The sequence below is a fragment of the Methylorubrum rhodinum genome (genome assembly GCF_014199935.1).
GTDB lineage: Bacteria > Pseudomonadota > Alphaproteobacteria > Rhizobiales > Beijerinckiaceae > Methylobacterium > Methylobacterium rhodinum.
This window is the reverse complement of record NZ_JACHOP010000002.1, coordinates 411,324-429,856: the sequence shown is the minus strand read 5'-3', so window position 1 is coordinate 429,856 and position 18,533 is coordinate 411,324. Positions and strand designations below refer to the sequence as shown.

General features: G+C 70.9%; 24 protein-coding genes. 15 read left to right on the top strand and 9 right to left on the bottom strand.

Annotated features, from left to right (window positions below):
* The first annotated feature begins 38 nt into the window (after window positions 1-38).
* The gene (gene prmC / locus HNR00_RS04255; protein WP_183565374.1) at window positions 39-929 is read left to right on the top strand and encodes a peptide chain release factor N(5)-glutamine methyltransferase; all 891 of its coding nucleotides are present in this window, start codon (window positions 39-41) and stop codon (window positions 927-929) included.
* Between the two features lie 444 nt (window positions 930-1,373).
* A complete protein-coding gene (locus tag HNR00_RS04250) occupies window positions 1,374-2,675 on the top strand; it encodes a DUF4167 domain-containing protein (RefSeq protein ID WP_183565371.1) in 1,302 nt (433 codons plus the stop codon).
* 225 nt (window positions 2,676-2,900) lie between these two features.
* Here HNR00_RS04250 and HNR00_RS04245 read toward each other — a convergent pair whose 3' ends face one another.
* Window positions 2,901-4,151 (bottom strand): TIGR03862 family flavoprotein, encoded by a 1,251-nt coding sequence (locus HNR00_RS04245; protein WP_183565368.1) that lies wholly within the window; start codon window positions 4,149-4,151, stop codon window positions 2,901-2,903.
* A 289-nt stretch (window positions 4,152-4,440) separates the two neighbouring features.
* Between HNR00_RS04245 and HNR00_RS04240 the strand changes: the two genes are divergently transcribed.
* Both HNR00_RS04240 and HNR00_RS04235 read left to right on the top strand, forming a co-directional pair.
* A complete protein-coding gene (locus tag HNR00_RS04240; RefSeq protein ID WP_183565364.1) occupies window positions 4,441-5,466 on the top strand; it encodes a TerC family protein in 1,026 nt (341 codons plus the stop codon).
* Between the two features lie 117 nt (window positions 5,467-5,583).
* Window positions 5,584-5,874, top strand: coding sequence for a hypothetical protein (locus tag HNR00_RS04235; RefSeq protein ID WP_183565361.1), 291 nt, complete (start codon window positions 5,584-5,586; stop codon window positions 5,872-5,874).
* Window positions 5,875-6,018: 144 nt separating this feature from the next.
* Here the strand turns inward: HNR00_RS04235 and HNR00_RS04230 are convergent, their stop codons facing one another.
* Complete coding sequence (locus HNR00_RS04230; RefSeq protein WP_183565358.1) at window positions 6,019-6,597, bottom strand: type 1 glutamine amidotransferase domain-containing protein; 579 nt, start codon at window positions 6,595-6,597, stop codon at window positions 6,019-6,021.
* 152 nt (window positions 6,598-6,749) lie between these two features.
* Here HNR00_RS04230 and HNR00_RS04225 point away from each other — a divergent pair, with 152 nt between their 5' ends.
* Complete coding sequence (locus tag HNR00_RS04225) at window positions 6,750-6,971, top strand: hypothetical protein (protein WP_183565355.1); 222 nt, start codon at window positions 6,750-6,752, stop codon at window positions 6,969-6,971.
* Between the two features lie 205 nt (window positions 6,972-7,176).
* The gene (locus HNR00_RS04220; protein WP_183565353.1) at window positions 7,177-7,614 is read left to right on the top strand and encodes a translation initiation factor 2; all 438 of its coding nucleotides are present in this window, start codon (window positions 7,177-7,179) and stop codon (window positions 7,612-7,614) included.
* 9 nt (window positions 7,615-7,623) lie between these two features.
* Here HNR00_RS04220 and HNR00_RS04215 read toward each other — a convergent pair whose 3' ends face one another.
* On the bottom strand, window positions 7,624-8,010 hold the full coding sequence (locus HNR00_RS04215; RefSeq protein WP_183565350.1) for a hypothetical protein: 387 nt from the start codon (window positions 8,008-8,010) through the stop codon (window positions 7,624-7,626).
* 356 nt (window positions 8,011-8,366) lie between these two features.
* Here HNR00_RS04215 and HNR00_RS04210 point away from each other — a divergent pair, with 356 nt between their 5' ends.
* Together HNR00_RS04210 and HNR00_RS04205 are read left to right on the top strand one after the other, a co-directional pair.
* The gene (locus tag HNR00_RS04210) at window positions 8,367-8,576 is read left to right on the top strand and encodes a cold-shock protein (RefSeq protein ID WP_009866236.1); all 210 of its coding nucleotides are present in this window, start codon (window positions 8,367-8,369) and stop codon (window positions 8,574-8,576) included.
* Between the two features lie 166 nt (window positions 8,577-8,742).
* A complete protein-coding gene (locus tag HNR00_RS04205) occupies window positions 8,743-8,967 on the top strand; it encodes an AsnC family transcriptional regulator (RefSeq protein ID WP_183565347.1) in 225 nt (74 codons plus the stop codon).
* Between the two features lie 96 nt (window positions 8,968-9,063).
* Here the strand turns inward: HNR00_RS04205 and HNR00_RS04200 are convergent, their stop codons facing one another.
* The gene (locus tag HNR00_RS04200) at window positions 9,064-9,915 is read right to left on the bottom strand and encodes an inositol monophosphatase family protein (RefSeq protein ID WP_183565344.1); all 852 of its coding nucleotides are present in this window, start codon (window positions 9,913-9,915) and stop codon (window positions 9,064-9,066) included.
* A gap of 307 nt (window positions 9,916-10,222) precedes the next feature.
* On the opposite strand from HNR00_RS04200, the gene HNR00_RS04195 reads away from it, so the two are divergent.
* On the top strand, window positions 10,223-10,714 hold the full coding sequence (locus HNR00_RS04195) for a DUF6101 family protein (RefSeq protein ID WP_183565341.1): 492 nt from the start codon (window positions 10,223-10,225) through the stop codon (window positions 10,712-10,714).
* A gap of 8 nt (window positions 10,715-10,722) precedes the next feature.
* Here HNR00_RS04195 and HNR00_RS04190 read toward each other — a convergent pair whose 3' ends face one another.
* Complete coding sequence (locus HNR00_RS04190) at window positions 10,723-11,277, bottom strand: hypothetical protein (RefSeq protein WP_183565338.1); 555 nt, start codon at window positions 11,275-11,277, stop codon at window positions 10,723-10,725.
* Window positions 11,278-11,329: 52 nt separating this feature from the next.
* Window positions 11,330-11,518 carry a ribosome modulation factor gene (rmf, locus tag HNR00_RS04185; RefSeq protein ID WP_183565335.1) on the bottom strand — a complete coding sequence of 63 codons (189 nt, stop codon included), beginning with the start codon at window positions 11,516-11,518 and terminating at the stop codon, window positions 11,330-11,332.
* Between the two features lie 98 nt (window positions 11,519-11,616).
* On the opposite strand from rmf, the gene HNR00_RS04180 reads away from it, so the two are divergent.
* Complete coding sequence (locus HNR00_RS04180; protein ID WP_183565332.1) at window positions 11,617-12,108, top strand: hypothetical protein; 492 nt, start codon at window positions 11,617-11,619, stop codon at window positions 12,106-12,108.
* Window positions 12,109-12,236: 128 nt separating this feature from the next.
* On the top strand, window positions 12,237-12,521 hold the full coding sequence (locus tag HNR00_RS04175; protein ID WP_183565329.1) for a hypothetical protein: 285 nt from the start codon (window positions 12,237-12,239) through the stop codon (window positions 12,519-12,521).
* Between the two features lie 23 nt (window positions 12,522-12,544).
* On the opposite strand, the gene ubiA is transcribed toward HNR00_RS04175, so the two are convergent.
* Window positions 12,545-13,489 carry a 4-hydroxybenzoate octaprenyltransferase gene (gene ubiA, locus HNR00_RS04170; RefSeq protein ID WP_183565326.1) on the bottom strand — a complete coding sequence of 315 codons (945 nt, stop codon included), beginning with the start codon at window positions 13,487-13,489 and terminating at the stop codon, window positions 12,545-12,547.
* A 21-nt stretch (window positions 13,490-13,510) separates the two neighbouring features.
* Window positions 13,511-13,945: a hypothetical protein gene (locus HNR00_RS04165; protein WP_376770353.1), complete on the bottom strand. Its 435-nt coding sequence runs from the start codon at window positions 13,943-13,945 to the stop codon at window positions 13,511-13,513.
* A gap of 451 nt (window positions 13,946-14,396) precedes the next feature.
* On the opposite strand from HNR00_RS04165, the gene HNR00_RS04160 reads away from it, so the two are divergent.
* Window positions 14,397-15,146 (top strand): 16S rRNA (uracil(1498)-N(3))-methyltransferase, encoded by a 750-nt coding sequence (locus HNR00_RS04160; protein ID WP_183565323.1) that lies wholly within the window; start codon window positions 14,397-14,399, stop codon window positions 15,144-15,146.
* On the opposite strand, the gene HNR00_RS04155 is transcribed toward HNR00_RS04160, so the two are convergent.
* A complete protein-coding gene (locus HNR00_RS04155) occupies window positions 15,106-15,846 on the bottom strand; it encodes a hypothetical protein (RefSeq protein WP_183565320.1) in 741 nt (246 codons plus the stop codon). The genes HNR00_RS04160 and HNR00_RS04155 overlap by 41 nt on opposite strands.
* A gap of 301 nt (window positions 15,847-16,147) precedes the next feature.
* Between HNR00_RS04155 and HNR00_RS04150 the strand changes: the two genes are divergently transcribed.
* The 3 genes from HNR00_RS04150 to HNR00_RS04140 all read left to right on the top strand — a co-directional run bounded on the left by HNR00_RS04150 (window position 16,148) and on the right by HNR00_RS04140 (window position 18,436).
* Window positions 16,148-17,518, top strand: coding sequence for a glutamate--cysteine ligase (locus HNR00_RS04150; RefSeq protein ID WP_183565317.1), 1,371 nt, complete (start codon window positions 16,148-16,150; stop codon window positions 17,516-17,518).
* Between the two features lie 148 nt (window positions 17,519-17,666).
* Entirely contained in the window at window positions 17,667-18,104 is a 438-nt protein-coding gene (locus HNR00_RS04145) for a hypothetical protein (RefSeq protein ID WP_183565314.1), read from the top strand.
* An 80-nt stretch (window positions 18,105-18,184) separates the two neighbouring features.
* Entirely contained in the window at window positions 18,185-18,436 is a 252-nt protein-coding gene (locus tag HNR00_RS04140; RefSeq protein WP_183565311.1) for a sulfurtransferase TusA family protein, read from the top strand.
* Window positions 18,437-18,533 lie beyond the last annotated feature (97 nt).

The following is an 18,533-nucleotide window of genomic DNA, read 5'->3' as shown; positions in this document are numbered from 1 at the left end:
GGAGAGGGCGATGCAGCGGGAACGTCCCGCCCCTCTTCATGATCCCCGACCTCGCCCCCACCCTCCCCCGCGCGGAAGCCCTGCGCCAGCTCACCCGAGCCTTCGCGGCCGCCGGCCTCGCCAACCCGCGCGGCGATGCCCGCTTTCTCGCCGAGCACGCCCTCGGGCTGTCCTCGTCCGAGCTGATCCTGCACGGTCAAGCCCCCCTCGGTGAATCCGGCGCGCAGGCGCTCGGCGAGGCCGCCGCGCGGCGCCTGGCGGGCGAGCCGGTGGCGCGCATCCTCGGCGCCTGGGAATTCTGGGGGCTGCCCTTCCGGCTCTCCCCCGAGACGCTGGTGCCGCGACCCGACACCGAGACCCTGGTGGCGGCCGCCCTTCCGCTCTTCCCCGAACGCCACCGCCCGCTGCGCCTGATCGATCTCGGCACCGGCTCGGGCTGCATCCTCGTCGCCCTGCTGCACGAGCGCCCCGAAGCCTTCGGGATCGGCCTCGACCGCTCGCAGGACGCGCTGGCGACCGCCAAGGCAAACGCCGAGGCGAACGGCGTCGCCTCGCGCGCCGCCTTCCTGCGCGGCTCCTGGCTCGATGCGCTCGCCGGCCCGTTCGACCTGATCGTCTCGAACCCGCCCTACATCGGGACGGGCGTGATCCCGACCCTCGACGCCGAGGTGCGCGAACACGACCCGCCGGCCGCCCTCGACGGCGGGCCGGACGGGCTCGACGCCTACCGGGCGATCCTCGGCAACATCGCGCAACGGCCCGGCCTGCTGGCGGCGCACGGGGTGGTCGCCCTGGAGATCGGCTACGATCAAGCGACGGCGGTCACTGAGCTGGCGCGGAAAGCAGGTTTCTCGGACGTGACGGTGGCCCGCGATCTCGCCGGACAGGCGCGGGTCGTCACGCTTCGGCCATCCTTGTCGGTCAGGTGAGGAGCCGCAACGCCTGTCGCACGGCGACGACACGCCCTCGCGAAACCGGCATAACCCGCCGGAATCACGAAAAAATGCTTGTTGTCGCGGGCGGCAGTCACTAGCTTAGGGACACAGACAGCGAACGGCCCGTTAAGATGGGCTGCGGTAGGATCGGTTTTGACTGCATCCTCCGGGTTCGGACGGTCTTCCCACCATCGAGCGGACGAGCGGCCCGGCAAGCGCGGTCAGGCTCGGTGGGATCGAACCTGACAGTCGAGGGATGTCTCGCGGCGCGCCTTTGAGAGCGCGGCCACCGGACGGGCGGCAGACAACGCGGGCGGAGCGCGGTCGCGCCGATGGCGCCGGACGCGCCGTCCACGGACGCCGCGGTGCTGTCAGTCACACCGAGCGACAGGTAACGAGGGTCAATCGAGGCCGATGAGACCAAACCAGAACCGACGGATGCGGGGCCGCAACAACAACCGGCCCAAGGGTCCGAACCCGCTGACGCGTTCCTACGAGTCGAACGGTCCCGACGTCAAAATCCGCGGCAACGCCCAGCACATCGCCGACAAATACGCCCAGCTCGCCCGGGACGCGCTGGCGAGCGGCGATCCGATCGCCGCCGAGAACTACTTCCAGCACGGCGAGCACTATTTCCGCATCATCACCGGCGCCGCCCAGGAGCAGGGCCGTCCGCAGGCCGCCCAGGGCTATGCCCGCAACGGCTTCGACGAGGACGAGGAGGGCGACGACGACGGCGTGCAGGCCGCCGAGGGCGGTCGCTCCGGCTTCGGCTACGGCACCGACGAGTACGGCGACCCGACCCAGGCGCCGCAGCCGTTCGAGCGCCACGACTTCGACGCCCGCCGGCAGGATCGGGGCAACGACCGCAACGATCGGGGCCAGCAGCGCTTCCAGGGTCGCAACGACCGCAATGACCGCGGCAACGACCGGGGCCAGCGCTTCGACGGCAACCGCCCGGATTACAACCGGCAGGATCGTCCGGACTTCAACAACCGGGGCGGCGAGCCGCGCCAGGATTTCCGCGGCGACCGGCAAGATCGCAATCAGGACCGCGGCGAGTTCCGGCAGGAGCGCGGCGACCGCAACGACCGTGGGCGCCAGGAATCTGGACGCCAAGAAGTCGGGCGCCAAGAAGCTGGGCGTCAGGAAGCCCGGCAGGATTATCGCCCCGATTACGGGCAGCAGGACGGGGGCCGTCCCGAGCAGGGCCGCCGCGAGTTCCGCCAGGACCGTCCGGAGCGCTCCGACCGCCAGGATCGGTTCGAGAACGGCCGCGGCGACCAGGATGCGCCCCGCCAGGACGGACCCCGCCACGAGGCGGCGCGCCAGGATCCGGTCCGCCAGGACGCGCCTCGTCCCGAGGCCCCGCGCCAGGAAGCGGTCCGAGAAGCGGTCCGACAGGAGCCGCGGACGGACGGTCCGGTGCGCCCCGATGCGCCGCCGCGGCGCAGCCGCCGCGCCGCCGAGCCCCGGGCCGAGGTCGCCGACCAGAGCGCCTTCCCGGCCTTCCTGATGACGGCCACCCGCAACCCGCCGCCGGCCGCGCCCTCCGACGAGGCCGAGGCGGCGCCCCGCCCCGCCCCGCCGCGCGAGACGCCCCCCGCCGCCGAGGCGGCGCCCGCCTCGGCCGCCGACGAGGCTCCCGCGCCAAAGCGCCGCCGCACCCGCACCCGCTACAAGGGCACCGAGGGCGAGCCGGCTCCCGAGCCGAGCGATACGCCGAACGCCGCCGAGTAAGGCGCAGACGGTCTCGAGGAAGGCCCGGAGCGGGGACGCTCCGGGCCTTCCTCGTTCGGGATCCGCGCCGTCGCCGCCGGCCGCAGACCTTCGCGCTCGCGGATCGGGAACACGTCCCGCGTCCTGAACCCGTCGAGGGACGATGTGTCGGCGCGGGGCGTCGAACGAAATGCGTGCCGCCTGCAACCGCGTGCCCGGCGAGGGCACGGGCGGGCGACGCGGCGATCAACCGGGACGGCGGTCGGTCCCCGACCCGAGCCAGTCGATCATCCCCAGCGCCGCCGCCCGTCCGCTGGCGAAGGCGGCCTGGAGCAGGTAGCCGCCGGTGGGGGCCTCCCAGTCGAGCATTTCGCCCGCGGCGAACAGGCCGGGGCGGGCGCGCAGCATGAAGCGGGGGTCGAGTTCGTCGAAACGGAGCCCGCCCGCGGTCGAGATCGCCCGGGCGATCGGGGCCGGGGCCGTCAGGCGAAGGGGAGCGGCCTTGATCACCGCGGCGAGTTTCTCCGCATCGCCCGGCAGGGCGTTGGCGTGGGCTTCGCGCAGGAGCGCCGCGGCGACTCCATCGAGCCCTGCCGCCTTGCGCAGGCGCGTCGACAGGCTTTCGCCGGGACGCGTGCGGCCGAGTTTCTTCGTGAGTACGCCCGCGTCGAGATCGGGCCTCAGGTCTAAGACGAGGGTGGCGCTTCCTTCTCGCTCCACCGCCTCGCGGATCGGGCGTCCCAGCGCGTAGATCACGCCGCCCTCGATCCCGCCCGCCGTCACCACCGCCTCGCCGCGGGCGCTCGCCGCGCCGATCCGGGCCGCGATGCGCTTGAGCGGGGCACCCGCGAAGCGTTCCGCGACGTGCGCCGACCACGCCACGCCGAACCCGACATTGGCGGGTTTGAGCGGCGCCACGGCGAGGCCGGCGCCTTCGAGGAGCGGCACCCACGCCCCGTCCGAGCCGAGCCGGGGCCAGCTCGCACCCCCGAGCGCCAGCAGCGTCGCCCGCGGGCGGATTTCTTGGGCACCTTCCGGCGTGTCGAAGGCGAGCGTGCCGTCCCCCCCGAGACCTGTCAGGCGATGGCGGGTGCGGATCGCGACGCCGCGCTCGGAGAGCCGCGCGAGCCACGCCCGCAGCAGCGGCGAGGCCTTGAAGACCCGCGGAAACACCCGCCCGCTCGATCCGACGAAGGTCGGCTGGCCGAGCCCCTCGCACCACGCCCGCAGCGCGTCCGGCGGGTAGGCCTCGATCGCCGCCGTGAGCGCGGCCTGCGCCGGATGGTAGCGGGCGAGGAAGGCCGGCAGCGGCTCGGTATGGGTCAGGTTGAGCCCGCCGCGCCCGGCGATGAGAAGCTTGCGCCCGACCGAGGGCATCCGCTCGTAGACCGTGACGGCGCAGCCCGCCCCGGCCAGGGTCTCGGCGGCCATCAGCCCCGTCGGCCCGCCGCCGACGACGGCAATTCCGTGTAAGTCGCCGCTGCGATCCGTGCCCATGATCTGCGGGAGGCCCCGCGGCGCCGCTCCTGTCAAGCGGATCGCGAAGGGACGCGAGCCGAGATCGTCGCGGCCGCCCCTTGAATCGCCGCGCTTCCCACTCCACCTGCGCCGTATCGGCTGCGGGCCCCTCTGGCGGGATGCGCGGGCGTGCCTCGCGCGGCTCCCTTCATCGGAGCCCTCCACCGGCCGACGGCCCCGTGGACCCCACGCCCGAGGACGCACCGAAGCGTCACGTGATGTCGGAGCCGATGCTCTCCCTTCGGCGAAGCATCAGGGTCCCAACGCTATGGAATTCCTCACTTACGAGTGGCTCGGCAAACCTGTCTGGATGTGGCTGGGCTTCCACGGCCTCGTGGCGGGCCTGCTCGCCTTCGATCTCGGCCTGCTCCACCGCGACAAGAACCACGAGATCGGCGTGAAGGAGAGCCTTCTCCTCACCGCGTTCTACTTCACCCTGGGTCTCGTCTTCGGCGGCTGGGTGTGGTGGATGCTCGGGTCGCAAGCCGGCCAGGAATACGTCACCGGCCTCGTGATCGAGAAGTCGCTGTCGATGGACAACGTCTTCGTCATCGCGGTGATCCTGACATCGCTCGGCGTGCCGCGGGCCTCCCAGCACCGGGTGCTGGTCTGGGGCATCCTCGCCGCCGTGCTGCTGCGCGGGCTGATGATCGGCCTCGGCTCCGCCCTGGTGAGCCAAGCCCACTGGGTGCTCTCGATCTTCGCCGTGTTCCTCCTCTACATCGGCATCAAGATGCTCGTCACGAAGGAGGACGAGGAGAAGGACGTGCGCGACAGCGCCTCCTTCCGCCTGCTCAAGCGCTTCGTGCGCGTCACGGACGAGCCGCACGGCCAGGACTTCGTCGTGCGCAAACCCGATCCCGAGACCGGCAAGACCGTGCGCTGGCTGACCCCGCTCGCGGTGGCGCTGGTGCTCGTCAACGTGGCGGACGTGATCTTCGCCGTCGACAGCGTGCCGGCGATCTTCGCCATCACCACCGACCCGTTCATCGTCTACACCTCGAACATCTTCGCGATCCTCGGGCTTCGCGCGCTCTACTTCGCGCTCGCCGCGATGGTCGACCGCTTCGCCTACCTCAAGACCGCGCTCGCCCTCATCCTGCTGTTCATCGGCGCCAAGATCGTCGTGGCCGACACGCTCGACCTCGTGCATCTGCCGCCGTGGGTGTCGCTCGCCGTCACCGTGGTCCTGCTCGTCGGCGGCATCGCCTACAGCCTGTGGCGCACCCGCGGGGAGACGCGCGGGGAAACGGGGGCCGAGGCCCCGCACGGGAGGGCCGCGCAGGGCGGCTGACCCGATCCGGCACGGTCGAACGAACCTCCCCGAAGCGGTTCGTTCACGATCCTGGGCGATGATGCCGAGAGGCCGGGGAACCGGCCGCGTTCCCCTCGCGTTCGACGGCCCACGACCATGCGGCGTTTCCTGACGAGCGGCATCAAGGCGATCCTGGCCATCGCCGTGCTCTCCACTGCGGCCCATTGGGCCCTGCGCCTCCAGCGGGAGCCCGCGGCCCCCGTCCTCCCCGTGGCGGCCCTGCCCGACCCGGTGAGCACCGGCTCGATCACCCCGCGCAGGATCGAGACCTTCGGCGCCGCCTCCGTCCAGACGGCGAGCGCCGACGGCTTCGATCAGGAGCACTTGGCCAAGCTGATGGCCGGCGCCTCCGCCGCCAAGGCGCAGAAGGCCTCCGCGAAGCGCTGATCGCTACGATCGGCCTGTCCAACCCAATTCCCTCACCTGAGGTGCTTCGCGAAGCGAAGCTTCGAAGAGGGCGCGGATTGGAGAATGGAAAAGCCACCGACGCTTCGGCGTCGGCGGCTTCCCGTTTCGGTCGCGATCAGACGATCAGGCGGCGAGTTGACGCGGTTCGTGGCGGCCTTCGAGCACCTCCTCGATGATCTTGGCCACGAACGCGTCGAGATCGTCGGGGTTGCGGCTCGTGACGATGCCGCCGTCGGTGACGACGTCCTTGTCGACCCAGGTCCCGCCCGCGTTGATCACGTCGGTCCTGATCGACGGGAACGAGGTCAGGGTGCGGCCCTTCGCGGCGCCGGTCTCCACCAGGAGCCAGGGCCCGTGGCAGATCGCGGCCACGACCTTGCCGTCGGTGAGGAAGCTGCGGATCACCTCCAGGGCCTTCGGTTCCAGGCGCAGCTTGTCCGGGTTGATCTGCCCGCCGGGCAGGACCAGCGCGTGGTACTCGGCCGGGTCCACGCTCTCCAGATCGAGATCGACCGGCACGTCCTTCCCCCAATCGGTCTTGTCCCAGCCGCGGATGGTCTCCTTGGACCGGCGCGATTGCGGGCTCGCGACATGGACCGTGGCCCCGGCCTGTCGCAGCTTGGCCTGCGGTACGGTCAGTTCGCTCTCCTCGAAGCCGTCGGTGGCGACGATGAGGATCTTTGCCTCGCCGATATCGGGCATGGTTGGTCTCCTGTCGGGGTCGGGTATGGCGGGCCAACCATTCGGCACCGGCCCGGTTCCTGCGGCCATTCCCCCATGATCGGGGTCGGAACCTGTGTCGGTAGGGGGTGTTGGACCCTCACATCCCGAAACCCCGAGCAGGAAGAGGCTCCATGGCCAATCCCGGCATTCCGACCCCCGATCCGACACCCGGCGGACCGATCCCCGGCGATCTGCCTGCGCCGCCCCAACCGGACGATCAGCCCGATATCGGCCCGACCGGCCCGCGCACGCCCTACCCGGTGGACGAGCCGGGCGTCGATGAACCCAGGGGACCGGGCTCCGAGCCCGATTATCTGCCCGGCGGACCGACCGATCCCGGCATCCGCATGTAGGAGTGCCATGGCCGTTCCCGCCTCGCAGGCGGGGACGGTCCTTTGTTACTTTCGGGCGACACATCCACCCTTGCAGTTGCGTTTTCCGGACTTCTTGAACCGGCACGCTTGCGTTGCTCCCAGACCCATCGGACAACCGCGTCCGTCCGCCCGCAGAGGCGGCGTCTTGGGTCGTGCCTCGAACGGCACCTGGGGGGCTCTTTTCATGTTTCGTCAGTGTGTGGCCGTCGCGCTCCTCGCGACGGCGGTGTCTGCGTGCGGCAGCATCACGCGGGGCACGTCCGAGTTGATCGCGTTCAATTCCGAGCCGCCCGGCGCGGCGGTGCAGACCTCGAAGAACCGGTTCTGCCCCTCGACGCCCTGCTCCCTCGACATCCCGCGCTCGGAAGAGTTCGACGCCACCTTCACCCTGCCGGGCTACCGGCCGAAGACGGTGCCGGTGCGGACCAAGCTCGTCGGCACCGGCGCGGCGGGCTTTGCCGGCAACGTGCTGGCCGGCGGCGTCATCGGCATGGGCGTGGACGCCTATAACGGCGCCGCCTTCGATCACTTCCCGAACCCGGTCAACGTCACGATGGTGCCCGACGCGCTGCCGAGCGCCGAGCGGATCCGCGGCCCGCGCCGCGGCCGTCCGGGCGTCTGATCGAAACGATCAGTGACCGCCGTGGGACGTGCGCACGTCCCGCGGCGCCGCCAGGATCTCGCTGAGGCTGGTGGCCACGTGGCGGGCCTCCTCGTCGGTCAGGCGGAGCTGGAACGGCGGCAGGGCGCCGGCCTGGAGCGCGACCACCGCCTGACCCTGCTCGTCGGTGCCGACCTCGATCGCCGAGGAGGTCACGTCGAGCATGGCGATGTCCTCGTCGCCGTCCTCGGGCAGATCGACCTCGTCGCCGTCGTCGATCGCGGTGAGAAGCTGGCCCACGGCGCGCACGAGAGCGCGGGCGGCGCGGGCGTCCATCACCACCGCCGTCGACTGCTCGTCCTTCTGGAACGAGAGCTGGATGTTCGCGCCTTCGAGGGAAACCGAGATGCCCGCCATGAACCGCCCGACTGCGATGGGGAATGCCGCTGGGGATGCCCTGGCATAAACGCCTGGACCCTCTCCCTTATATGCACCCGCACCGGGCTTTGTCACAGGGTGGGAGAGTGCCTGGAGGCGCCCGTTCAGGGCAGGGCGGGGTCCCGCCTGCGGCGTCCCGGCGGCCGGTGCGGGGTCGATCCGCCTTGTTAAGGCCGCATCGAGCGCCTAAATAGGGACATGACGGGAGCGGCGGCAGCCATGCCGCACGCTTTCCACGGCTCGCATCCCGTCAATCCGTACATCGACGGATGAAACGACGCGCTCGCGGCGCGCATGACCTTGCGCGTGGGCGAGACAGAACGAAGGAAGTTTTCGTGGATACTGGTACTGTCAAGTGGTTCAACGAGACCAAGGGTTACGGCTTCATACAGCCGGATAACGGCGGCAAGGACGTGTTCGTCCACATTTCCGCCGTCGAGCGGGCCGGCCTGCGCAATCTCGTCGAGGGCCAGAAGGTTTCCTACGAGGTCCTGACGGACAAGCGCAGCGGCAAGGACGCCGCCGGCAACCTTCAGGCGGTCTGAGAACCGCACCGGGGACGATGAATCGTCCCCGACCGACGACGCGGCCCCCGCCAACTTTGCTGTGCGGGTGCCGCCTGACGACACGCACATCAACGACAACCAGAAACGACACCGGCCGGCTCAGGAGAGTCGCGGACATCCGGTGAGAGAAAGAACAGACAAGAAAATGCAGTTCGAATTCCGACGCCATTCGGGCACCCGCTCGCCCGTCACCGACGCGGCGACCTTCCGGGTGGACCATCTGATCGAGACCGCCGCCCACGCCTCGGCCGATCTCAGCCACCTGATCGATTCCTCCTACGAGTACCATTCGCCGCGCGAGCTGCGCTGGCACCTCGCCGAGCGCCTCGGCCTCTCGCCGCGCGCCGTGCGGCTGAGCGAGGCGGCGTGAGCTTCGCCCTGCGCGGGACCTGACCGACGGTCGGTCCTCGCGCATCCGGCGGACGCCCGCCCCTGCCTACGTTCGGGGGCGCCCTGACCGGCCAGACTATCCATTGCCCCGAGCGAGCGCCGCGAGCGTGAGCTCACACAAGGCCCGCGGTACGGCGACGAGTTCGCCGTGGCGCGGCTCCGGCCGGTTGTAGACCGTCGGGCGGCCGTCGAGGTCGCACACCACGCCGCCCGCCTCGCGCAGGATCAGGTCGGCGGCGGCCAAGTCCCAATCCCGCGAATCCTTCGAGACGAGGCCGAGGTCGATCATGCCCTCGGCCACCCGCGCGAGCCTGAGCGCCAGCGAGGGCACCCGCTCGACCCGCGTCACCGTGGGGGCGTCCCCGAGCCGTGCGGCGCCACCGAGCAGGCGGTCCTGCATCGGCTTGGGGCCGGTGATGCGCGCGCCCTCCAGGGCCGCCCGGTCCGAGACGCGGATCGGCGCCCCGTCGAGCGTTGCGCCCTCTCCGGCGATCGCCTCGTAGAAGCGCCCCGTGGCGGGGGCGAACACCACGCCGAGCACCGGCTCGCCCGCCTCCAGCAGGGCGACCGCGATCGACCAGTCGGGATGGCCCGACAGGAAGGCGCGGGTGCCGTCGATCGGATCGACGATCCAGACGCGATCCGCGCCGAGCCGCACGGGGTCGTCGATCGTCTCCTCCGACAGCCACGCCGCCGCCGGTTCGACCTCCGACAGGCGGACCTTGAGGAAGGTGTCGACGGCCACGTCCGCTTCCGTCACCGGCGATCCGCCCGATTTCGACCAGACCCGCGCGCGCGTCTGCCCGCCGGGCTCGAAGAACGGCAGCGCCAGGGTCGCGGCCTCGCGCACCGCCTCCCGCAGGAGCGGGGCCAGCGCCGCGACGGACGGCGCCCCGGACGATCCGGACGGGGATGTCGTGTCGGTCATGGGCTCGCTTGCAATGATGTGCTCCGCGGAAGGCCGGCGGAGCACGCTTCCGTTCTAAGGGCGAAGCGGTCCCCCTCACAAGGACGCGCCGTCGCAGCCCTGCCGTGCCCCGGCGGGGCGCCTCGCCCCGATACACCCGTCTTTCACCCATCGCGAAAACGGTCCGTTGAGCATTCCGGAGACTTCGGGGCCGTCCACCATCGCTTAACGCTCGCTCTTAAGGCGCCTTGGGGGTGATGTCGGGCCATATGCTTGTCATGACAGCGCGTCCGCCAGAGACCGCGACCAGGGACAAGGCGTCGAACCGATGATGACTTTCAAGATCACCGCTCTGGACTGCCCGGCCACCGACGAAGACGATGCGATCCTCTCGGTCGCGCCGACGCCGCTGCCGATCCTCGGCGCCCGCACGGGCGTCGTCCCGGTCGGCGCGGCGCTCGCCTTCGACGACGAGGCCGCCGAAGCCACCGGCGAGGACCGCTTCGCGCTGCTCCTCGTCGATGCCGAGGGCGAGGTGCTGATGCGGCTCGCCGGCTTCACCGAGGAGGACGTGGTGGCGCAGTGGCGCGACCTCGCCGCCAAGGGCGGCCTGACCCGGATGCTCCTGCGCGAGGACGGCAGCCTCGTGCCCGTCTCGCGGCAGATCGGCCGCCTCGCGCTCGGCCGCAGCCGCCAGCGCCGCCGCAACGGCTCGCTCAGCGGCCGCCGCCCCCGCTTCCTCACCCGCCGCAAGGCCACCCGCCTGCCGGCCCGCCCCTGCATCCACCGCGGCGAGAGCGAGATGTTTTCGCGGGGGTGAGGAGGGCTTTACGGAACCCGGACACTTCCCTCCGCCGCACGCCACACGATCCGATCGGGATGCGTGTCGCCGGGATCGTGGCTGACCGCGCCATCCGCACGATAGGTCAGAACGCGCCCGTCGGGCCGATACAGCGACCATTGCTCGCCGTCGTCGTCCGCGTACGGCCATGTTTCGAGAACGGCGCCGAGGTCGAACCCGAAGGTCGCCCGGCGCTCGGCCGCATCGAGTGCGAACCGCGTCAACCGCTGTCCGTCGAAATCCCGCACGGCGACCCCGATCCGGTCTTGGGCGCTTTCGTCCTCGGCTGAGAGCGTGCCGGAAGCGCTGGCGCGCCAGCGGCAACAGAACACGAAAAGATGCCATTCCCCGACCGGCCTGACACGGCGCCGTGCCGCGGACGCCCGCATCTCGGCCGAGGGCGACGCCGAGACGAAGGGCTCACGGATCATGAGGCGGGGCTCTCCGAACTCGAAGGAGAGCATGCTGCCTTGTCCATGCTCCACACCCCAGCAGGGCAAGCCGATCAGAGGGGCGAAGGTCTCGGCGAAGGTGTCGTCCATCGCGGCATCATGGTCGCAGGCCGAGCCGGACCGCAACCGCTCGTCACTTGTCCTATCCGTTGCCGATCGGCAGATCGGGCGCCCGGTCCATCGGTGCGCCGTCGTAGCCTTCGAGCCAGGCCATGCGCTCGGGCGTGTCCTGCCCGTAGGGGCAGGCGTCGCGGGGACGGCCCTGCGCCCGGGCGCGGGCGCCTTCAGAAATCGCCTCGTCGGCGGTGGCGTGCGGATCGGTGTCGCTCATGTGCCGGATATGGCGCGCAGCGGGCTTGAGACCATTGCGGCTTGAGCGGGGTCGGGTTGTCGTGAGACAGATTTGCAACGAGGGCGGACACGGACGGCGTGCGACGGACTTACGCGGAATACGAGGCGGTGCGCCGGGCCGTGCGCGAACGCGTCGCCCTCGACTGGCGCACGCCCGGCCTGCGCCTCGACGGGATCAGTCACGAAGCGTTGCGCACCGCTCGCGGCTGGAAGCGCCCGCCACGTCTCGTGGATTGGGATTGGCAGCGCATCGTCAAAGGCAAGTCCGGGGCCGACCTCGATCTCGCGATCTGGCACGAGGATACGCTGTGCGGCATCGCTTACGGCCAAGCCAAACCCGACTGGCTCGAGATCGGCTGGCTGGAGGGTAGCCCCCACATCCACCCGCTCAAGGGCCAAGTCATCGATCTCGCGCTGGCTGTGCTGCGCACCCAGGCCATCGCTTTCGACATCCCGGAGACCCGTCTCAAGAATCCGATCGAGCCGTTGCGCGAGGGATATCGGCACCGCGGCTGGACGGATCTGGTCGCGGTCGCCGATGCCGTCTATCTTTGCCGTCGAAAGCCGTGACGCCGATGAAATCGTCTCTCCTCGATCCTGCCCGAGGTCAGCCGGGTGGCCCACCAGATCTGCGCGGGCGCCGGACGGCCGCTGGGGTCATACACGCACACTGTAGAAGGGGTTTCGAGGCCGCGCGTGTGTCGTCCGAGGCGGAAAGTCTCGATGCCTCGGGATCGGCGCGTTCCTCCATAATCCGCAAGCAGGCATTGCGGCTGGTCAAGTCGATCGCCGCGCGTCGCGCCAAACGGGTCCGCGCACGCGGCATACGAATGGCCGGAATAGGCATCGGAGCGGCCGGTGCGGCGGAGCTTCTTGCTCAAGCACGCGCGCAACTCGCCGCACTGCCGCCCGGCTTCACCGACGACCTGCGCCACGCCCCGCCCTTCCCAGCGGACGCACCCGAGATTCTGGGCGGCGACTGACACCGCACCGGTCCCGCCTCACGTCAACCGAGTGCCCGCCACAGCGCATCCGCGGCGAGCCCCGCGAACAGAATCAGCCCGGCGTCGCGGTTCGAGCGGAACAGGGTGAGAGCCAGCCGCCCGTCGCGGGGGGAGAGGCGCAGCACCTGCTGGCCGAGATGGGCGGAAAACAGCGCGAGGCCGAGCCAGCCGAGGGGGCCGGCTCCGGCGGCGAGCAGCGCCGGCACCATCAGGGCGGCGGCCAGCCCGTAGCAGAGGCCGACCAGGGGCTTCAGCCGGGCCCCGAACAGGCGGGCCGAGGACTTGATGCCGGCGATCTCGTCGTCCTCGATGTCCTGCACCGCGTAGATCGTGTCGTAGCCGACGATCCAGGCGACGGTGGCGGCGTAGAGCCACAGGGCCGGGGGATCGATCCGGCCGAACACCGCGACCCAGCCCATCAGCGCGCCCCAGGCGAAGGCGAGGCCGAGCACGCCCTGGGGCAGCGGCATCACCCGCTTCATGAAGGGGTAGATCGCCACGGGGGCAAGCGAGAGCATCCCGACGAGGATCGCCGTGCCGTTGAACTGCAGCAGCACGCAAAAACCCACCAGCGCCTGCGCCACGAGGAAGGCGGCCGCGGCCTTCGTGCTCACCTGCCCCGAGGGCAGCGGGCGCGAGCGGGTGCGCTCGACCTGGGCGTCGAGATCGCGGTCGGCGATGTCGTTGTAGGTCGAGCCGGCGCCGCGCATCGCCACCGCCCCGATCAGGAACAGGACGAGGTGGAGCGGGTCGGGCGGGTCGCCCGCTGCGATGCCGGCGAGCGCGGCCGACCACCAGCACGGCAGCAGCAGGAGCCACCAGCCGACCGGCCGCTCGATCCGGGCGAGGCGGAGATAGGGCCGGGCGCGCGGCGGCGCGAGCCGATCGACCCAGTGGCCGGCGACCGCGTCGGCGACGCGGCCGGCGGGCTCGGGGTGGGAACGCAACGCGGCGGGTTCGGAGGGCGCTTACAGCGCCCCTTGGGGCATCTTGAAGCTTCCGCTCAGGCCGGGGCCGCCGAGCAGGCCGCCACCGCCGCCGTTCTGCGCCTGGGCGCGGGCCTGGGCCTCCATCTTCGTGGCCTGGGCCGCCATGGTGCAGACCTTGGTGCGGATGTCGCCGACCCGCTTGTGGTCGGCCTGGAAGCCTTCGGCGAAGGAATCCGGGATCGAGCACCATTCCTTGTTGGCGGTGATCCACTTGATGCCGGCGGTGCCGTTGGCCTGAAGCTGGCCGAACAGGGCGCAGGCCGCCTGCGGCGTCATCTTCTGCTTGGAGTTCGAGGCGGCGTTGGCCTTGCCGACGAGGTTCTTGCGCTCGATCAGCGTCTTCTGGATCGCGCCGCAATCGGTGCCGCCCTGGGGCACCGCCGGGGCGGGCGCCGTGGTGGTCGGCATCGGCATGCTCATCGGCGGGGCGGCGGGCGCCGGCTCGGCGTTCGCCTCCATCGAGGGGGCCGGCATCTGGCCGAAGGCGCCCTGCGCCAAGGCCGGGCCGGACAGGAGCACGAGGGCCGCGAACGCGACGGCGAACTGGGACGAGGTGGACTTGGAGGAATTGGCAGGCAGCGCAGTCATTGGGGCTCGGTCCTTCTCCCGCTTGCCGCGGCGGGTGTCGCCCCCGCTTCCGCAGCGCCCGCCCGCATCGGATTCCGGCGCCGTACGCGCCCCGAATCCGTAAACGGGCCTTGCGATGTGTCGTGGGACTGTTCCTGCACGGGAATGTGGCGCCAATGGTGCCGCGGCCCGCGAGAAGGCTCGGGCCGTGGGCAAGGCGCGGAAAAACCAGCGCTGTGGCCGATCCGCCACAGGTCGTCCGATTGACACGATCGGGGCGTCACGCGAGGAGGCCGGCATGGCCCTCTACGACTTCACCGCGCCGCGCCTCTACGTCGAGGCGGATCTGGCGGAGGGGCGCGTCCTGCCCCTGGAGCGGGCGCAGGCCAACTACCTGCTCACCGTGCTGCGCAAGGCCGAGGGCGAGCCGGTGCTGCTGTTCAACGGCCGCGACGGCGAGTGGCGCGCCGACATTGTTCCGAATGGCCGCAAGAGCGCCGACCTGAGGCTCGTCGCGCAGACGCGGTCCCAACCGGCCCCGCCCGACCTGCATTACCTGTTCGCCCCCCTGAAGACGGGCCGGCTCGACTACATGGCCCAGAAGGCGGTGGAGATGGGGGCCGGCACGCTGCGCCCGGTCTTCACCCGCTTCACCCAAGGCGAGCGGATCAAGCTCGACCGCCTGCGCGCCAACGCCGTCGAGGCCGCCGAGCAATGCGGCATCCTGGCGATTCCTTCGGTCGCCGAGCCGGAGCGCCTGCCCGCGGCGCTCGCCGCCCTGGAGCCGGAGCGCCTGCTGGTGTTCTGCGACGAGGACGCCCCGGTCACCGACCCGGTCGCGGCGCTCCGCGGCGCGGCGGGGGACAAAGCGCCTCCGCTCGCCGTGCTGGTCGGCCCCGAGGGGGGCTTTCACGCGGAGGAACGGGCCCTGATCGCGGCCCGCCCCAACACGGTGGCGCTCTCGCTCGGGCCGCGCATCCTGCGGGCGGATACGGCGGCGGTGGCCGTCATGGCGCTGGTGCAGGCGGTGCTCGGCGACGCGCGTTGACGAGCGCGGATCGGAGGCGCCGGTTGATCCGGGGCCCGAGAAGCCATGCGAGGAGAACGCCCGCGAAGAAGGGATAGAGCACGACGCTCGTGATGGGGTCAGTCGTGATCAGTATGACGAACACGACGAGGGCGACGCCCGCGCAGAGCGTGACCCGCAGCGCCAACCCGACGAGCCAGAACAGGAACTCGAGGCCAGTCCGGCCCGGCGCGCGGAAGCCGACGAAGCAGAGGCCCGCGATGGTCCCGAGAGTCGCGTAGAAGGCCGGCTCCAACAGCGATACGGCCCGGAACGCCGCCCATTCGGCGAACAACCATTCGCGCCACGTCGCCGGGCGAACCGTCACGCCCCAGGCTGTGGCGTCGTCATCAATCTCCGTGAGATCATCCCGATCGTCCACGGGACGTACGACCGGCCCGTCCTTCCCGAACGTGGCCGGATCGGGCGCGATGACTTCGCCCGAGCCATGATCGTAGCCGTAGCAGCGCAGCGGCCCGTCGCAGACGAGCGAGAGCTGATAGGTCCGCGGACCGCGGGCGATCAGGCGGCTCTGCGCGTCGAGGATCGCGATGCGCACGCGATCGAATAGGAGACCGTCGCCGACGACGATCCGCATCGTGCCCTGCTGCCCATCCGGCAGCAGGATCGGCTCCACTCGTTTGAGCGAGGCTGGCGGAAAGGCCCAGGCCGATCCGGCCATAAGCGACAGCATCGTCGCCAGGAGCCAAGCGGATGGGGAGAATCGCGAGAGAGGCGGGCGCAACGGAATCCCCCAGGGCTTCGGGTTGTATACCGAACCGGCACAGCTTCAACGGGCGAAGCGCGGCCGGCGGCACCGTGCCCGCCCGTCATACCCGCACCGTGACGCCCCTCCGCGTTGTCGGCTCTTGCGGCCTGCTCTAAGGACACGACATCTCCGGCGTGGCCGATCGCGGGCCCGGTCTTCAGGATCGGGCCTTTTTTCGCGCCTCTGCCCCACCACCGGCACGACGAGGCAGCGCATGGCGCGCGACACGTCCGACACGACCCCGCTGACCTCGCGCGACGAACTGATCGCGTGGTTTTCCGACGGCGAGAAGCCGGCGGCGCGCTTCGCGCTCGGCACCGAACACGAAAAGATTCCGTTCTACACGGCCGACCGCACGCCCGTGCCCTACGAGGGCGAGCGCGGCATCCGGGCGCTCTTGGAAAACCTCGGCCGCGAGACCGGCTGGGAGCCGATCCTGGATGGGGCCAACATCATCGGGCTGTCCAACAACGAGGGCGGCGGCGCGATCTCGATCGAGCCCGGCGGGCAGTTCGAGCTGTCGGGCGCGCCGCTGGCCGACGTCCACGCCACGGTGACGGAACTCGACGAGCATCTGGCGGCCACGCGCCGGGCGGCGGAGCCGCTCGGCATCGGCTTCCTCGATCTCGGCATGAGCCCGAAATGGACGCGCGAGGGCACGCCGTTCATGCCCAAGAGCCGCTACCGCATCATGCGCGGCTACATGCCGAAGGTTGGCAGCCTCGGCCTCGACATGATGCTGCGCACCGCGACCGTGCAGGTGAACGTCGACTTCTCCTCCGAGGCCGACATGGTGCGCAAACTCCGCGTCGGCCTCGCGCTCCAGCCGGTGGCGACCGCTCTGTTCGCCAACTCGCCCTTCACCGACGGGCGGCCGAACGGTTTCCTCTCGCGCCGCTCCGAGATCTGGCGCGACACGGACGCGGACCGCACCGGCATGTTCCCGCAGGCCTTCGAGGACGGGTTCGGCTACGAACGATACGTCGATTGGCTGCTCGACGTGCCGATGTACTTCGTCAAGCGCGGCGAGACCTACCACGACGTCTCCGGCGCCTCGTTCCGCGACCTGATGGAGGGGCGCCTCGCGCAGCTTCCCGGCGAACGGGCCACCGTGTCGGATTGGGCCAACCACGCCTCGACCGTCTTCCCCGAGGTGCGGCTGAAGCGCTTCCTCGAGATGCGCGGGGCCGATGTCGGCGGGCCGGCGATGATCGCGGCGCAGACGGCGCTCTGGGCCGGGCTGCTCTACGACGAGGGCGCGCTCGCCGCCGCCTGGGACCTCGTGCGTGGCTGGACGGCCTCCGAGCGCGAGGCCCTGCGCGCCGCGGTGCCGCGGCTGGGGTTGGCGGCCTGCATCGGCGGGCGCAGCCTCGGCGCGGTGGCGGCGGAGGCGCTGGCCATCGCCCGCGCCGGCCTGCAGGCGCGGGCGCGCCGCGATGCGGCGGGCCGGGACGAGGCGATCCATCTCCAGCCGCTGGAGGCCATCGTCGCCGCCGGGCGCAGCCGGGCCGAGGACCTGCTCGGCCTGTACGAGGGCGAATGGGCGAAATGCGTCGATCCGGCCTTCACCGCCTGCACGTTCTGAAGGCCCCGCCGATCCCCCGGGACACGACCGTCCACACCGGAATGTGCGACCGGACACATTTCGTTCAAGGCCAAGCTCGGCCCCATGGAACGCAAATCCTGAAAGAATGTTCCTCAGCGTGCTCGTGACACCTCAGGAGAACGCAACCATGTCGTCGCGCATCACGACCCTGATGCTGGCCGGCCTCGCCACCACCGGTCTCGCCGTCGTCGGAACCGCCCCCGCCGCCCAGGCCGCGCCGCTTCCGGCGCTGACGGGCGACCTCGTCGGCGGCACCAAGACCACCGTCGATCACGTCGGCTGGCGCCGCGGCTATTACGGCGGCGGCTACGGCTATCGCCGCGGCGGCGGTGCCGCCGGTGCGCTGTTCGCCGGCGCGGCGCTCGGCCTGATCGGCGGCGCCATCGCGGCGAGCGCGGCCCCGCGCTACCGCTATTACGGCGGCTATGGCGGCTACGGTTATGGCCGCCCGGCCTATTACGGCGGATACGGCGGCTACGGCTATGCCCGCCCGGTCTATTACGGCGGCTATGGCGGCTACGGCTACCCGGCCTATGGCGGATACGGCGGTTACTACGGCTGGTAAAAGCCTCGACGCTCGTGACCCTTGATCGAAGGCCCCGCCGGCACACGCCGACGGGGCCTTCGTGCTATGGGCCGGGCGCGATGTCCGACGCCCCGCCCCCCGACGCCCCGATCGACCTCGACCTGAGCGGGCTCAAATGCCCCCTGCCGGCGTTGCGCACCCGCAAGGCCCTGCGCGGGCTGACGCCGGGCGGGCGGCTTCGGGTCACCTGCACCGATCCGCTGGCGGGCATCGACATCCCCCACGCCGTGCGCGAGGAAGGCGCCGCGCTGGAGGCGCAGGAGCGCGACGGCGCCGCCTTCCGCTTTCTGATCCGCCGCAGCCCGATCTAGAGAATCGTCTTGGATCTCGGATCCAGGACGATTCTCTAGGCTTTTGTGCCGCATCGGCTTTTCCCGAAAGCCGGCATCCACCTTTCGGGCCGATACG